Raw genomic sequence first — 14,080 nt, 5'->3', positions numbered from 1 at the left:
GGTGCTTGCCAGGTGCCGGGGCGCGGCTACCATGTCGCGATGCGCTACGTAACAAGGAGAATTTAGTGAGTGATGCGAAATACCGCCTGGTGACCCGCAGTGACTTTGACGGCCTGGTCTGCGCGGTTCTGCTCAACGAGCTCAACCTGATCGACGAAATCACCTTCGTCCACCCGAAGGACATGCAGGACGGCAAAGTGCCGATCACAGACCGGGACATCACCACCAACCTGCCCTATGTGCCGGGCGCCCACATGGTGTTTGACCACCACGAGTCCGAAACCATCCGCAACTCGGGCCGTCGCGACGAGAACCACATCATCGAGGCGCATGCCCCCTCGGCGGCACGCGTCGTCTACAACCACTACGGCGGCAAGGCTGCATTCCCTCGCATTACCGACGAGATGATGGAGGCCGTTGATCAGGCCGACTCCGCCCAGTATTCGCGCGACGACATCCTCAACCCCCAAGGTTGGGTGTTGTTGAACTACCTCATGGACTCGCGCACGGGTCTGGGTCGGTTCCGTGAGTTCCGCATCAGCAACTACGCGCTGATGATGGACCTGATCCAGTATTGCCGCGACCACACCATCGAGGAGATTCTGGCGCTGCCAGATGTGCAGGAGCGTGTGAACCTGTACCGCGAGCAAGCGCCAAAAGCCAAGGCGCAGTTGCAAAGTTGCGCCATCGCCATCGGCAATCTGGTGGTGTTGGACCTGCGCGATGAAGAAACCATCTGGGCCACCAACCGGTTCATGATCTATGCGCTGTTTCCCCAGGCAAATATCTCCATCCACGTCATGTGGGGTCTGCAAAAGCAAAACACGGTATTTGCCACGGGCAAGTCCATCCTTGATCGCAGCAGCAAAACCCATGTCGGCAACCTGATGCTGGAGTTTGGTGGCGGCGGCCACGCGGCGGCAGGCACATGCCAGGTGGCCAATGAGAAGGCCGATGCCATGCTCAAGACGCTGATTCAGCGCATCAACGCCGACGGTTAAGTCGCCGGTGGGCCTACCAGGCGGCCCCGTTGGCCCTTGAAAAGCCCTGAGTTGCCCCTAAATCACGCCTGCTGGTTCGGCAGGCGTGATTTTTTCTGCCGGGCCCTTTTGTTTTGTATTGACCGACTCGACCGAGAGAGAAACTTCCCATGAGCAAGCAAACCCTGTCGTTCCAGGCCGAAGTAGCCCAGTTGCTGCATCTGGTCACCCACTCGTTGTACTCCAACCAGGAAATCTTCCTGCGCGAGCTGATCTCCAACGCCTCGGACGCCTGCGATAAGCTGCGGTTTGAAGGTTTGAACAACTCAGCCCTGTTTGAAGACGCGCCCAACCTCGAAGTGCGCGTGAGCTTCGACAAAGATGCCAAGACGCTGACCATCACCGACAACGGCATCGGCATGAGCCAGCAAGAAGCCATCGACCACCTGGGCACCATCGCCAAGAGCGGCACCAAGGACTTCATGGGCAAGCTCTCGGGCGACCAGAAGCAGGACGCCCAGCTCATCGGTCAGTTTGGCGTGGGCTTTTACTCGGGCTTCATCGTGGCCGACAAGATCACGGTGGAATCGCGCCGCGCAGGCCTCAAGGCCGACGAAGGCGTGCGCTGGATCAGCGGTGGCACCGGCGACTTTGAGGTGGAGGCCATCGCCCGCGCCGCACGCGGCACCAGCATCATCCTGCACCTGCGCGACGACGCCGAGGAATACCTCAACGCCTGGAAGCTCAAGCAGGTCATCGCCAAGTATTCCGACCACATCAGCCTGCCCATCCTCATGGAAAAGGAAGAGTGGAAAGATGGCGAGCTGATCAATGCTTCGGACGAAAACGGCGGCCGCCAGCCCGGCGGCATGGTCAAGACCGGCGAGTGGGAAACCATCAACAAGGCCAGCGCCCTGTGGTCCCGTCCCAAAAAGGACATCACCGAAGAGCAGTACGCCGAGTTCTACAAGGCCATCAGCCACGACCACGAAGCCCCGCTGACCTGGGCGCACAACCGCGTCGAGGGCAACACCGAGTACACGCAGCTCTTGTACATCCCCGCCAAGGCGCCGTTCGATTTGTGGAACCGCGACAAGAAGGCGGGTGTGAAGCTGTACGTGAAGCGCGTGTTCATCATGGACGACGCCGAAGCGCTGATGCCCACCTACCTGCGCTTCGTCAAGGGCGTGATCGATTCAGCCGACCTGCCGCTGAACGTGAGCCGCGAGCTGCTGCAGGAAAGCCGCGACGTGCGCGCCATCCGTGAAGGCAGCACCAAGCGCGTGCTGAGCATGCTGGAAGACCTGGCCAAACATGACCAGCACGACACCACAGCCAATGCGGACGGCGTGACCGATGTGGTCGACGCCGACGACAAGGCCAAGGAAGGCAAGTACACCGCGTTCTACGCCGAGTTTGGCGCGGTGCTGAAAGAAGGCCTGGGCGAAGACTTTGGCAACCGCGAGCGCCTGGCCAAGCTGCTGCGATTTGCATCCACGACCAGCGACACCGCCACCGTTGGCTTTGCCGACTACAAGGCGCGCATGAAAGAAGGTCAGGAGGCCATCTACTACATCACCGCCGACTCGCTGTCTGCCGCAAAGAACAGCCCGCAGCTCGAAGTCTTCAAGAAGAAGGGCATTGAAGTGCTCTTGATGACCGACCGCGTGGACGAGTGGGCGCTGAACTACCTGAACGACTTTGACGGCACCCCGCTGCAAAGCGTGGCCAAGGGCGCGGTGGATTTGGGTTCGCTACAAGACGATGCGGAGAAGAAGGCGGCCGAGGAAGCCGCCGAAGCCTTCAAGCCCGTGCTGGCCAAGCTCAAGGAAGCCCTCAAGGACAAGGCCGAAGACGTGCGAGTGACCACGCGCCTGGTCGATTCGCCCGCCTGCCTGGTGGTGCAGGACGACGGCATGAGCACCCAGCTGGCCCGCATGCTCAAGCAGGCAGGCCAACAGGCCCCGGAGTCCAAACCTGTGCTGGAGGTGAATGCCGAGCATGCGCTGGTGAAAAAGCTCGATGGCAGCGTGCACTTCCACGACCTGGCCCACATCCTGTTTGATCAGGCGCTGCTGGCCGAAGGGGGACTGCCTGAAGACCCGGCCGCCTATGTGAAGCGTGTGAACGCGCTGTTGGTCTGAGAGAGGTCATCCTTCTCCGCGTTTGGAGAGCCCTGAGGTAAGGGCTTGCCCTCAACCCCCCGGACGCCCTGGCGTGCCGGGATTTATTTTTTTCCCGATGGGCGTGGGGTGCCGACCGCCTGCTCTTGCGGTAGTGCTTGCTCCAGGAGGCGCGCGTGTACCTGATTGCGCTCGTGTGGCTCTGCGTCGATCAGTGTTTTGAGCGCCTCGTCGGGCAGCCGCATACCCTTGCGCCGATCCGTCTTCACGGGCATGTTGCGCCAGCCGGAGAGCACCAGCCAGTCCCATAGCTCACCGGGAACGAGATGGGTGACCACCATCTTCAGCTCTCCACGCAAGATGACCGTCCCGACCGGTGGAAGATGCCCCACCGGCGCGGGACGGCGGTCCTGTCGGATCGAAAAGATCGTGCGGATCAAATCCTTCATGGACGCGCCTAGCTTGCGGAAACGGTAGAGATAGCAGCATAGCCGACGACGTTGGCTTCGTTCAAGCCTTTTGATCGCCCCACGATCTGGCGGTTCTGTCGCGCCACCTGGTTGGGGATCGGGGTGGCGCGAGGCATGTGCAAGGCCTGTCTGTACTTCGTTCGTCGTGATTCTTCTGGTCTGCCTCTGAGGCGTGGCACGGAGGCGGCGTGACCAAAAGTTCGAGCCGTTCACTTCAGGAAAATTTGTGTTCAATCCATTGAAGCGATTCTTTGTTCGTGCACATCCATCCTGTCGACAGATACTGAAGTGCGGATGTATCGATCACCAAAACAGCCGCCATTGCCAACGTGGCTCAGGGCGCGAACATGGTGTACACGATCACACGCGCCTCAATCGTGGTGTGTCACTCTTTGGTCAACCTATCACGGTGACAGACGCCGTTGGGGGCGGGTCTGACTTTCGTCTCAGGAGTTGGTTCTGGATGGGGATGCGATGCCACCATCAGCCCCACACGCACAGAGTACACCGGGACCCATTTCAACAACATGCCTGCGATTACTGTGGCGGCCACAGCGGTCCTTTGGCGTTTGGGGCATCGCGGGCTTCACGCGGGGTATGACGCTGACATTGCCCTAAATCGGTACGCGCTCACTGGTCAATTCCGCGACGCTGCATGCGCCTGGTGATAACAATCCGGGCAACAAGACGGGTACCACCACCGCGACCGTATTGGCGCCCCCTGGTGGCACAAACGGTATCCCTACGTTGTCAAAATGGGGCTTGATCACGTTGTCTGCCATGCTGGGTCTGATGGCATGGTGTCAGCCTGGGTGGAGTCGGCGCCGCTGATCGTCTCCTGGCAGGCCTCCTTCCCTTTCGGAGGGGCACCAGCCCAGGCGAGGCAGGAACCTCCCATAGCGTGCCGACCTTTTTTGTTTGTCGATAATGCGTGCTTCGCCTGGGTTTTCACTGCAGGCGCCTCCGTCATCCGGGATGTTCCATGCTGCGTTTTTTCCTGACTTTTGTGCTGCTTCAGCTTTCCCTTTTTGGTATCAATATGCTGGGGGTGGTGCAGCAGCATGTGGTACTTCCCTGGACCGCGTTGCTGGCGCGCGCATGTGTGGCTCTGGTGACGCTGTTTGACAACTCTGCGGCTGCGGCAGGCAAGGTGCTGTGGAATACCGTGACTGGATTTGGCGTTTCTATCGAACCGGGTTGCAACGGGATCGAGGCATGCATCGTGTTGTTTGCCGCCGTGATCGCGTTCCCCTCCTCCTGGCGCCATAAGTTGATAGGCCTTGCCGTCGGCTTCGTGGCAGTGCAGGGGCTCAATGTGATACGGGTGATCAGTCTTTTCTATCTGGGGCAGTGGAACACGCAGGTGTTCAACTTCGCGCATGAGTACCTCTGGCAGGCGCTCATCATGCTGGATGTGCTGGTTGTCTGGCTGTTGTGGGTGCGTGCCGGCAATCAAGCGGTACAAGCCCAAGCGATACCACAGGCCGAAGTGGTCTGAGGGGCGGTCTTTGACAACGAGATGCTAGGAAATTTTGCATGCGCCGCCTGTCCCCATTGACGATTTTTGTGCTCTCTGCCTTCGGGTGGATTTTGGCGCTCACAGCCCTGTGGTCGGTGGTGTCAGCCTGGACTTCATATCCCGTCGGGGTGCTCTCGCACATTGCGTTGGAGCAAGGCGCGCCGATGTGGGTGCGGCAAGTGCATTTGTCGCCCGATAGCATGGAGGTGGATACCGCCATTTCCGTCCCAGTGCCTGAGGCAGGTGGGCGCCGTGGAGAGATCACGATTGATGTCAGCCCTGCCCGTTATGCGTATGGTTTGCCCATATTTTTAGCACTCGTACTCGCCGCCCGTGGTCGGGCGCGGGTGCGCCGCATGGCTGCAGGCTATGTCCTGTTGCTTCCCTTCCAGGCTTTTAGCCTGACGATGAGTGCCCTGATGCAAATGGTGCTTGCCGCCCAGGCCGACATCCGCCTGCTGCGCATTGCGCAATGGCAGATGGAGGCGATTGTGTACGGCTATCAACTGGGTTCATTGGTATTGCCCTCGCTGGTGCCCATCCTGCTATGGCTGTGGATGGACCGCAAGTTTGTGAACGACGTACTGATCCGCAGTTGGCGCGAGTCCCTGGCACCTGCGGTGTCCTCGCCTTGAGTTCGTCTTTTGGGCTCAGAGCGTCGTTTCAGCGACGGTCGAGCGCTGAGGCAGAAGGGGGGCGTTCGTGTTCATGGAATCGAGCCGATACCCCATGCCATAGATCGCAGAAACCATGTACCCGTTGGCGGGCGTTAGCTCCAGCTTGGTCCGCAGGCGCGATATGTGGGTGTCCAGCGAGCGCGACGGGGTTTCTGTGGCGTCGCCCCAAACGGCCTCTCGCAGATGGGTGCGTGACAGCAACCGCCCGGTGTTGCGGAACATGAACAGCGCCAGTTCGTACTCGCGGTTCTTGAGTTCAATGGGTTGGCTGCCGACGCACAAAGTGCGCTTGTCGGCATCAAAGCGGTAGGGGCCGAACACCAGGCGCGTACCCATGGTTTCCGGAAAGGCGCGGCGCAGAAGTGCGGTGATTCGCGCCACCAGTTCCCCCATGCGCAGTGGCTTGCTCATGAAGTCGTCGGCGCCGCGTGACAGGGCTTCGATCACGTCGCGCTCGTCATTGCGGCGTGTGATGAACAAAATGGGCAGCTGCATGCCGTTCATGTCGCGCACCGTCTGAACGACGTCGGTGCCCTCCATGTCGGGCAGGTGCCAGTCGACGATCAGCAGGTCGAAAGTTTCCTGCCGCAGGGCCTTGAGCAGGCTGGTGCCGTCAGCATAGGTATGGCACACATGGTTGTGGCATTCCAGGGTGGTCTTGATCTGCTCCAGCAGGAGAAGGTCGTCGTCAAGGACTGCGATGCGCATGGTGGTCGGGCTCAAGGGGCCTGGGCCCCGTGGAAATCTACAGAACGCCCCTTCGATGGGGAGCGCTTTGATGTTGCCCGACATCGGTCTGTTGTGCGCGTGGGTTGACAATCGTTTGCAATGCTTGGGAGGAGCACCCCCTCGTCGAACGGTGACGCCAACGGGGGGCGTGCGGGTGGGCTCAGGCTGTCAATGGCTCGTCTTCCATCGCCTCGATCTGCTCGATCAGCATATCCACCTGCCCACGCCAGTAGTCGCTGCTGCCAAACCACGGAAAGTTCACCGGGAAGATCGGGTCTTGCCAGCGGCGCGCGAGCCAGGCGCTGTAGTGGATGAGGCGCAGCGTGCGCAGTGGCTCGATGAGTGCCAGTTCGCGGCGGTCGAAGTTGCGGAACTGCTCGTAGCCGTCGATCAGGGCGCTCAATTGGTGCGTGCGCTGGCGACGGTCACCCGACAGCAGCATCCAAAGGTCCTGCACCGCTGGGCCCATGCGCGCGTCGTCCAGGTCCACAAAATGCGGGCCGCCACGGCCCCATTCGTCCAGCGGCGTCCACAGGATGTTGCCGGGGTGGCAGTCGCCATGCAGGCGGATGGGGGTGGCATCTTTCAAGCCAAATCGACCTGTGGTGCTACTGCCATCTGTGCGGGCAGCTATCAAATCGAGAGCTTTGTCGCACTGGGCCTTCCAGGTCGCCTGCATATCGAGCGGAATGATCTCGTTCGTGAGCAGCCAGTCGCGCGATGCCGTGCCAAAGGTCTGAAGGTCCAGCAGCGGCCGGTGCACGAATGGCTGCGCCGCGCCCACGGTGTGGATGCGTGCCAGAAAGCGGCCGATCCATTCCAGCACTTCAAAGTCGTCCAGTTCGGGCTGGCGCCCACCGCGCCAGGGGCTGACCGAGAACGCAAAACCGTCGTGCTGGTGCAAAGTGGTGCCGTTCAGCACCACTGGCCCCACAGCGGGCACCTCGGCGGCCATCAGTTCGGCGGCAAAGGCGTGTTCTTCCAGGATCTGCGCCTCGCTCCAGCGGCCGGGGCGGTAGAACTTGGCCACCACCCGCTCGCCGTCCTCCAGCGTGACCTGGTACACCCGGTTTTCATACGACGACAAGGCCATGAGGCGGCCATCGCCGTACAGGCCCACGCCAGCCAGTGCGTCCAGCACATGGTCGGGGGTGAGTCGGGCGTAAGGGTGTTGGTCGGTGGCAGCGTAGATGTTGGGCGCGGTATCGGGGGGCAATGGGGTCATGCCCCATTGTCGCTGCCCGCCTTCCCGCCTTCGCGCCTGCCTGTGGCTGGAGGGGCTGGCCGCCTCAGCGGGGCAAGACGGTGGCGATATGCCCGGCACGCGGGTCGCCGCTGCCTGCCAGCACCGCGGCAAACAGCGCCTGGGTGGCCTCGGGCCCTGCATGGTGCTGCACCACCAGCCAGGGCTGGGGCCCGGCTGACACAGCGCTGCTGAACTGGTTCCAGGCGGCCACCAGGCGCTCGTTCAGGCCCTGCGCGCCCCAGTCGGTGTGGCGCTTCTTGACCTGGGCGGGGGCAAAGAACATCACCGGGCGCGGACCGGGCAGCTGGCCTGCACCGCCCAGGTCCTGCACGTGGCTGGCGCCCACCGAGCAGCTGTAGGCCAGGCCGGTGAAGTGGGTATGGATGCGCTGGCGCAGGCCCACGCTGCCCGCAAAGTCGATGTACACGCTGGGCGTGGCACCGTCGATCTGGTCCAGCGCGTCGTAGGTGACCACGCGGCTGTAGCAGCCCAGGCTTTCGCAAAACGCCACATTGCCGGGCGAGGTGAGTCCGATGACCTCGATGCCGCCCCGCTGGGCGAGCTGGAAGGCGGTGCCGTAGGCCGTCTTGCTCGATGCGCTGGACAGCAGCATGCGCTGGGCGCCAAAGAACTGCTGGTCGGCCAGGAAGTCGTCAATCAGCCACGAGGTGATGAACAGCGGCCGCAGCAGCGCCTGCACGTCTTCGTTGTCGGCGCGGTACAGCCCGTCGGTGTTGGTGCGCAGGTAATGGTTGTAGACCGCGTGCAGGCCTGCGCGGTGGGCAGCGCCGTCGCTGAACCCCGTGGGGTTGACGCGCTCGGGCGACAGCACGGCCTGGCTGGCCATGGGCCAGTAGCCGTACAGCCGCTCGCCCACGGCCACGGCCGGGTTCAGCGACTGGACCACGGTGCCAAAGCCCCACACGGGCACGATGCCCCAGCCCGCATCGCCGGTGGGGAAGAACTGCCAATAGTTCAGCATGTTGCCCAGCGCAGCGTAGGTGATGTTGTTGGCCGTGAGGGCAAACGACTCCACCCGCACGCGGACCTGGCCCTCGGCCAGCGGGGTGTCGTCGGTGGTCACAAGGCGGGTGGTGGCCAGCTGGTCCTGGCGCACGAGAAGGGTGGTGGTGCTCATGCCACCACGCTAAACGAAAGCGGGCCTGCACTCAAGCGGGGCGCGCCGCCTCGGCGACAGACGCGCTGTGGATGGACGCCTGGCGCACTGCAACAACTCGCGGCCTGAACGGGATGGGAGCGAACGGGAAGTAGTGGGATGGGTTGGCGGAGTGCGAGGCCGGATCACCCCGGGAGCGCCTGTCCCAGCTGCTCAAAAGGCAGCGCCTGCTTGACCAGGATGACGGTGCAGGGCGCATCGCGCGCCACGCGCATGGGCACCGTGGCAAAGAAGCGCTGCGTTTGCAACCCGTGCGTGGCGGCGCCCACGATCATCATGCTCACATGGTTGCTGGCCGCATAGCGCACCAGCGCCTGGGCCACATCGCCCGATTCCAGCACGTGGTAGCTCACGGCATGTCCGGTCAGGTCCAGCGCCTGGGCCCACTGGCGCAGGCGCGCCATGTGCTGGCGGTGCAGCGTGGTTTCGCTGCGGTCGCTGTCGCTGGTGCTGCTGGCGCCGGGCGAGATCACGGTCACGCAGGCCAGGCGTGCGCCGGGGCGTATGCCCAGCGACCGCGCTACCGCCTGGCGCAGCGAATACAGCGTGGCGTCGCTCACATCGGCATGGGGCACCGCCACCATCAGGATGGGGGTGTCTTCGATCTGCTGCGAGGGCAGGGGGCTGGGCGTGTAATGCATGCCCGCCGCCCGCAGCCAGCGCCGCACATGGGTGCGCAGCGGTGTGCGCTCGGTGCGTTCGCCGCGTTCGGTGATGAGTACCTGCTCTGGGTTGGACAGGTCAAACGCCAGGTGCGCGGCCGAGGGGTAACGGCTTGCGGCCTCGGGCTCCAGGCAGCGCAGGATGACCTCCTGCAGCCAGGGCGGGATGTCGGCGCGGTGTTTGCGCGGCGGCGCGGGTGTCATCCACAGGCGCTGGCGCATGCCGCCACTGGTGGTGGGCGCGCCAAACGGCAGCTCGCCGGTTGCCAGTTCGTACAGCATCACGCCGATGGCGAAGATGTCGCTGCGCGGGTCGCCGCGCACGCCCACCACCTGCTCGGGCGCGATCCAGGCGGGCGAGCCCACGGCCTGGCGCATTTCTTCGGCCAGCAGGTCGGGGTAGTGCGCGTGGCACGAGAGGCCAAAGTCCAGCAGCACGGCGGTGCTGTCGGCCTTGATGAGCACGTTGGCGGGCTTGAGGTCCAGGTGGCACACGTTCTGCTGGTGCAGGCTGTGCGCCGCGTGGGCCGTGGCCGCGCCCAGGCGGGCTATGGTTGCGATGTCGCACTGCCCTGGTCCTTCGTCCAGCCAGTGCTGCAGCGTCTGGCCGGGGATGTATTCCATCACCAGGTAGGGCAGGCGCACCAGGTCGCCCGCCGCCACAAAACGCGGCACATGCGGGCCGCTGAGCACGGGCAGGATTTGTAGCTCGACCTCAAAGCTCACGATGTTCTCGGCGCCGTCACCTGCTGTCATGCGCGGGATCTTCATCGCCATCGGAAAGCCGGGGCTGCGGTCGGCCTGCGCGTATTCCACCGCGTAGATGTGCGCCATGCCGCCCGCGTGGATGCAGTCCACCACGCGAAAGCCGTCGATCTCGGTGCCGGGCTCAAGCAATTTCATGTCGGTTCTTCCTTTTGCTGCCTGCCGACCACGCCGCAAGAAACTGGCATACCCTCAGCGAGAGACGCCGCGCAAGGGCCGCCCCGCCGCGCTGGCGTCGTCTCCCTGCCCGCAGCGCGCAGCGATGCGAGAGCGGGGGGAAGCGGCGTAGCCGCTCAGGGGGTGTCGCATCCCTACTGGCCTTTTTCGAGGCGGTCGGCGTAGAAGCCGGGCAGGCCTGCCGCGCGGATCGCAGCGGCAGCGGCCAGGTGGTCATACGGCACGCGGTAAAAGGTGATCTGCCGGGCGGTGTCGTCAAACACGGCGTACATGGCGCGCGCATCGCCGTCGCGCGGCTGGCCCACCGAGCCCACGATGCCCAGCCACTGGCGGTGCGGTGGCACGGGCACGGGCACACCGGGCTCGGGCGCAAAGCGCATGAGTTTGGCGGTGGGCGTAAGGAAGTACAGCACCTGTTCGTGCACATGGCCGCAGAAGACGTAGCGGATGGCAGGGTCGATGGCCTGGGCCGCCGTCATGCTGCGCTCGGCGGCGTTGGAGTCTTCGACATACCGCCATTGCGCGGGCATGTCGGCGCTGGCGTGGACCAGCAGCGCGCTGCTGCCCAGCCGTGCGGTGAGCGGCAGCGATTGCAAAAAGGCGATGTGGCTGTTGCCGAGCTGGTCGTGCGTCCACTGCGCGCCCAGCTCGCTGCGGTTGCGCGGGTTGGCCGGAGGGGCCAGGGCCATGGCGTCGTGGTTGCCCAGCACGCACAGGGCGCCTTGTTCGGCCAGGTCACGCACCTGCTCCACCACCGCCACGGGGTCGCCGCCATAGCCCATCAGGTCGCCCAGCAGAGCGAACTGCTCCGCCCCCTGGGAGCGGGCATGCTGCAGGCAGGCGTCCAGGGCCTGGCGGTTGGCGTGGATGTCGGACAGCAGGGCGATTTTCATGGGGTTGTCTCCAGCCCCATCATCGCGCGTGTCGCTGAATGCCAGCTTGCAATGCAGGCTGGAGCATTTGATTTTCAATAAAAAATAGCTGCCAGCGCTTATGCCATAAGCGCTGGCAGCTATGGTTTTTGATGTTTATGGGCTTTTCTGCGTTGCAGGCTTGTCAAGCGCCAGCACCAGGGCCATCGCAATGATCGCGGGCAGTGCCTGGCTGAAGAAAATTTTTGGCGCTGCCGTGGCGGCACCAAACACCCCGGCCACGATCACGCAGCCCAGGAAGAAGACCTTGAACACCCGGTTGCCGGTGAACAGCCCCCAGAACAGGCCGGCCGCCAGAAAACCGTTGTACAGCCCCTGGTTGGCCGCCAGCGTGGTGGTGGCGTCGGCCAGCTCCTGCGTCAGGTTGAAGGTCTTCATCCCCAGCGGCTTGTTCCAGAAGAACATTTCGAGCACGAGGATGTACACATGCTCGATGGCCACCAGGGCCACCGCGATGCGAGGGATCAGCAGGCGGCCCATGGGCTTACACCAGCGTGATGGTGACGTCGATGTTGCCGCGCGTGGCGTTGGAGTAAGGGCAGACCTGGTGGGCTGCGTCCACCAGCTTCTGGGCGGTTTCCTTGTCCAGGCCGGGCAGGCTGATGGCCAGGCGGGCGGCGATGCCGTAGGCGTTCGGAATAGGACCCAGGTCCACTTCAGCGTCGATCGACGCGTCTTGTGGCACAGGGATGCCGATCTTGCCGCCCACAGCCTTCATGGCGCCGATGAAGCAGGCTGCGTAGCCCGATGCAAACAGCTGCTCTGGGTTGGTGCCGGTGCCGGCCGTGCCGGGCGAGGACAGCTTGACGTCCAGGCGGCCGTCATCGGTCTTGGCGGCGCCATCGCGGCCACCGGTCACGTGCGACTTGGCGGTGTACAGGACTTTTTCGAGTGTGGTCATGGTGTCTTCCTTGCGGTTGTTGCCCACAGGCGGGCGGGGGAGGGAATCGGTGATGGGGCTGGTGGTGGCCGTCAGCGCTGCTGGTTGAGCCGGCCACGCAACTGTTTGAGTTCGGTGGTCAACGCCGTCAGCTCGGCAATCGAGCATTGGCTGTTTTGCAGCACGCATTGCGGAATGATCTCTGCGTGGTTGCGAAGTGCACGGCCTTCTGCCGTGAGGGAAATGCGCACGCGGCGCTCGTCCTCTGCATCGCGCAGCCGAGCGATGTGGCCCTGGGTCTCCAGGCGCTTGAGCAGCGGCGTGAGCGTGCCAGAGTCGAGAAACAGACGCTCGCCCAGCTCGGATACCGTGAGGCCGTCCTGCTCCCACAGCACCAGCATCACGAGGTACTGGGGGTAGGTCAGGCCGATGCCATCGAGCAGCGGCTTGTACAACTTGGTCATCGCCAGCGAGGCGGAATACAGCGCAAAGCAGACCTGGTTGTCCAGCCGCAGGGCGGCGGGGCTGGGGGTGTGGAGTGTGCTGTGGCTGGGCATGGGGTGAATTGTGGCGGTAAATTAAATTGTGTGCAATTTAATTGTGAAAAACTTTGTTATCGGATGGGATTGTGTCGGCGGGGGAGCGGCTCTGCGCCATCGGTGCTATTCGCGCGCTCCGCTGGCGCATGCGGGGGCGCCGCATCCATGTCGCTTGCTGGGCGGTGCTATCAATAGTGGAGCTGCTAGCGCATGATTTATCTGCGCTAGCGGTCGATTTGGCTTGGAATTTGGTGCGTGGTGGCTCCGGCGGCGACGCACCACCAGGACCTCAGCGCCCGCTGAACTGCGCGGGCCGACGCTCGACAAACGCGCGCACGCCTTCGGCGGCGTCCTCGCTGTTGGCCAGTTGCTTTTGCACCGGGATGAAGTCCGCCACCGCAGCCGCCTGGCCTTGCTCGATGGCCTTGAGCACATTCAGGCGCGTGGCCACCACCGCGCGCGGCGCCTGTGCGGCAATGCGCTGGGCAAGCGCCAATGCCTCGTCCAGCTCCTGGCCAGCCGGCACCACTTTCTGCACAAAGTTCAGGCGGTACGCCTCGGCGCTGCCAAACTCGTCGGCCGTGAGCAAATGCAGCAGGGCATTGCCCGTGCCCGCGCGTTCGGCCATGCGCAGCGTGGCACCGCCCGTGGCCATGATGCCGCGCTGCACCTCCATCTGCGAGAAGCGGCAGTTGTCGGCCGCCACCACGATGTCGGCACCCAGCATCAGCTCGATGCCCACGGTGAAGCAGATGCCCTTGACCGCCACCACCATGGGCTTGGTGCGGCGCCGGTAGCCGGGCAGGCCGTAGTCATGGGGCTCCACCAGGCCTTCGGGGATGGCTTTTTCGCCGCGCTGCATGTAGGCGCTCACGGCGGGCAGATCGAGCCCCGCCGTGAAGTGGTCGCCCATGGCATGCAGCACGCCGACGCGAAGCTGCGGGTCGTCATCGAGGCGGGTGTAGGCCTCCGCCAGTTGGCGGAACATGGGGGGCGTCCAGCCGTTGCGCTTGGCCGGCCGGTTGATGCCGATCAGCAGCACGTGGCCGAGCACCAGGGTGTCGATGCAGCCCTCCGGCGGGGGCGTGGTGCTGGAGGGGGTGGTGGTGTTGACTTCTGACATGGCCGGGTCTCCTTTTCGTTTCCACGATTGAAAACCCGGTGCGCTCACTGCGCCGTCCCCAGGGGGACAACGCATGTGCGC

At 63.7% G+C, this 14,080-nt stretch carries 15 protein-coding genes; 5 read left to right on the top strand and 10 right to left on the bottom strand.

What is annotated here, in order from left to right; translation table 11 throughout:
* The first annotated feature begins 65 nt into the window (after nucleotides 1–65).
* Nucleotides 66–1,001, top strand: a complete 936-nt coding sequence (locus tag CLU85_RS20700) for an exopolyphosphatase (protein WP_100411930.1) — start codon at nucleotides 66–68, stop codon at nucleotides 999–1,001.
* Between the two features lie 149 nt (nucleotides 1,002–1,150).
* The gene (gene htpG, locus CLU85_RS20695; RefSeq protein WP_100411929.1) at nucleotides 1,151–3,124 is read left to right on the top strand and encodes a molecular chaperone HtpG; all 1,974 of its coding nucleotides are present in this window, start codon (nucleotides 1,151–1,153) and stop codon (nucleotides 3,122–3,124) included.
* Between the two features lie 83 nt (nucleotides 3,125–3,207).
* Here the strand turns inward: htpG and CLU85_RS20690 are convergent, their stop codons facing one another.
* On the bottom strand, nucleotides 3,208–3,552 hold the full coding sequence (locus tag CLU85_RS20690; protein ID WP_100411928.1) for a hypothetical protein: 345 nt from the start codon (nucleotides 3,550–3,552) through the stop codon (nucleotides 3,208–3,210).
* A 732-nt stretch (nucleotides 3,553–4,284) separates the two neighbouring features.
* Between CLU85_RS20690 and CLU85_RS23475 the strand changes: the two genes are divergently transcribed.
* From CLU85_RS23475 to CLU85_RS20670, 3 genes are all read left to right on the top strand, one after another.
* The gene (locus CLU85_RS23475) at nucleotides 4,285–4,404 is read left to right on the top strand and encodes an IPTL-CTERM sorting domain-containing protein (RefSeq protein ID WP_369858285.1); all 120 of its coding nucleotides are present in this window, start codon (nucleotides 4,285–4,287) and stop codon (nucleotides 4,402–4,404) included.
* 151 nt (nucleotides 4,405–4,555) lie between these two features.
* Nucleotides 4,556–5,071 (top strand): exosortase H, encoded by a 516-nt coding sequence (gene xrtH / locus CLU85_RS20675; protein WP_100411926.1) that lies wholly within the window; start codon nucleotides 4,556–4,558, stop codon nucleotides 5,069–5,071.
* A 38-nt stretch (nucleotides 5,072–5,109) separates the two neighbouring features.
* On the top strand, nucleotides 5,110–5,727 hold the full coding sequence (locus tag CLU85_RS20670; protein WP_100411925.1) for an exosortase H-associated membrane protein: 618 nt from the start codon (nucleotides 5,110–5,112) through the stop codon (nucleotides 5,725–5,727).
* A gap of 15 nt (nucleotides 5,728–5,742) precedes the next feature.
* Here the strand turns inward: CLU85_RS20670 and CLU85_RS20665 are convergent, their stop codons facing one another.
* The 9 genes from CLU85_RS20665 to CLU85_RS20620 form a co-directional block, all read right to left on the bottom strand.
* On the bottom strand, nucleotides 5,743–6,477 hold the full coding sequence (locus CLU85_RS20665) for a response regulator transcription factor (RefSeq protein ID WP_100411924.1): 735 nt from the start codon (nucleotides 6,475–6,477) through the stop codon (nucleotides 5,743–5,745).
* Between the two features lie 181 nt (nucleotides 6,478–6,658).
* The gene (locus CLU85_RS20660; protein ID WP_100411923.1) at nucleotides 6,659–7,723 is read right to left on the bottom strand and encodes a serine/threonine protein kinase; all 1,065 of its coding nucleotides are present in this window, start codon (nucleotides 7,721–7,723) and stop codon (nucleotides 6,659–6,661) included.
* A 64-nt stretch (nucleotides 7,724–7,787) separates the two neighbouring features.
* Complete coding sequence (locus CLU85_RS20655) at nucleotides 7,788–8,882, bottom strand: DUF2855 family protein (protein WP_100411922.1); 1,095 nt, start codon at nucleotides 8,880–8,882, stop codon at nucleotides 7,788–7,790.
* A gap of 164 nt (nucleotides 8,883–9,046) precedes the next feature.
* Complete coding sequence (locus CLU85_RS20650; protein ID WP_100411921.1) at nucleotides 9,047–10,486, bottom strand: bifunctional serine/threonine-protein kinase/universal stress protein; 1,440 nt, start codon at nucleotides 10,484–10,486, stop codon at nucleotides 9,047–9,049.
* A gap of 173 nt (nucleotides 10,487–10,659) precedes the next feature.
* Nucleotides 10,660–11,418 (bottom strand): metallophosphoesterase, encoded by a 759-nt coding sequence (locus CLU85_RS20640; RefSeq protein ID WP_100412674.1) that lies wholly within the window; start codon nucleotides 11,416–11,418, stop codon nucleotides 10,660–10,662.
* Between the two features lie 135 nt (nucleotides 11,419–11,553).
* A complete protein-coding gene (locus tag CLU85_RS20635; RefSeq protein WP_100411920.1) occupies nucleotides 11,554–11,937 on the bottom strand; it encodes a DUF1304 domain-containing protein in 384 nt (127 codons plus the stop codon).
* Between the two features lie 4 nt (nucleotides 11,938–11,941).
* Nucleotides 11,942–12,358 (bottom strand): organic hydroperoxide resistance protein, encoded by a 417-nt coding sequence (locus tag CLU85_RS20630; RefSeq protein ID WP_100412673.1) that lies wholly within the window; start codon nucleotides 12,356–12,358, stop codon nucleotides 11,942–11,944.
* Between the two features lie 71 nt (nucleotides 12,359–12,429).
* Entirely contained in the window at nucleotides 12,430–12,894 is a 465-nt protein-coding gene (locus CLU85_RS20625; RefSeq protein WP_100411919.1) for a MarR family winged helix-turn-helix transcriptional regulator, read from the bottom strand.
* Nucleotides 12,895–13,165: 271 nt separating this feature from the next.
* Nucleotides 13,166–13,999, bottom strand: coding sequence for a crotonase/enoyl-CoA hydratase family protein (locus CLU85_RS20620; RefSeq protein WP_100411918.1), 834 nt, complete (start codon nucleotides 13,997–13,999; stop codon nucleotides 13,166–13,168).
* Between the last annotated feature and the right edge of the window lie 81 nt (nucleotides 14,000–14,080).

Source organism: Acidovorax sp. 69 (genome assembly GCF_002797445.1).
Lineage (GTDB): Bacteria > Pseudomonadota > Gammaproteobacteria > Burkholderiales > Burkholderiaceae_C > Acidovorax.
This window is presented reverse-complemented; position numbering and strand designations above follow the sequence as displayed.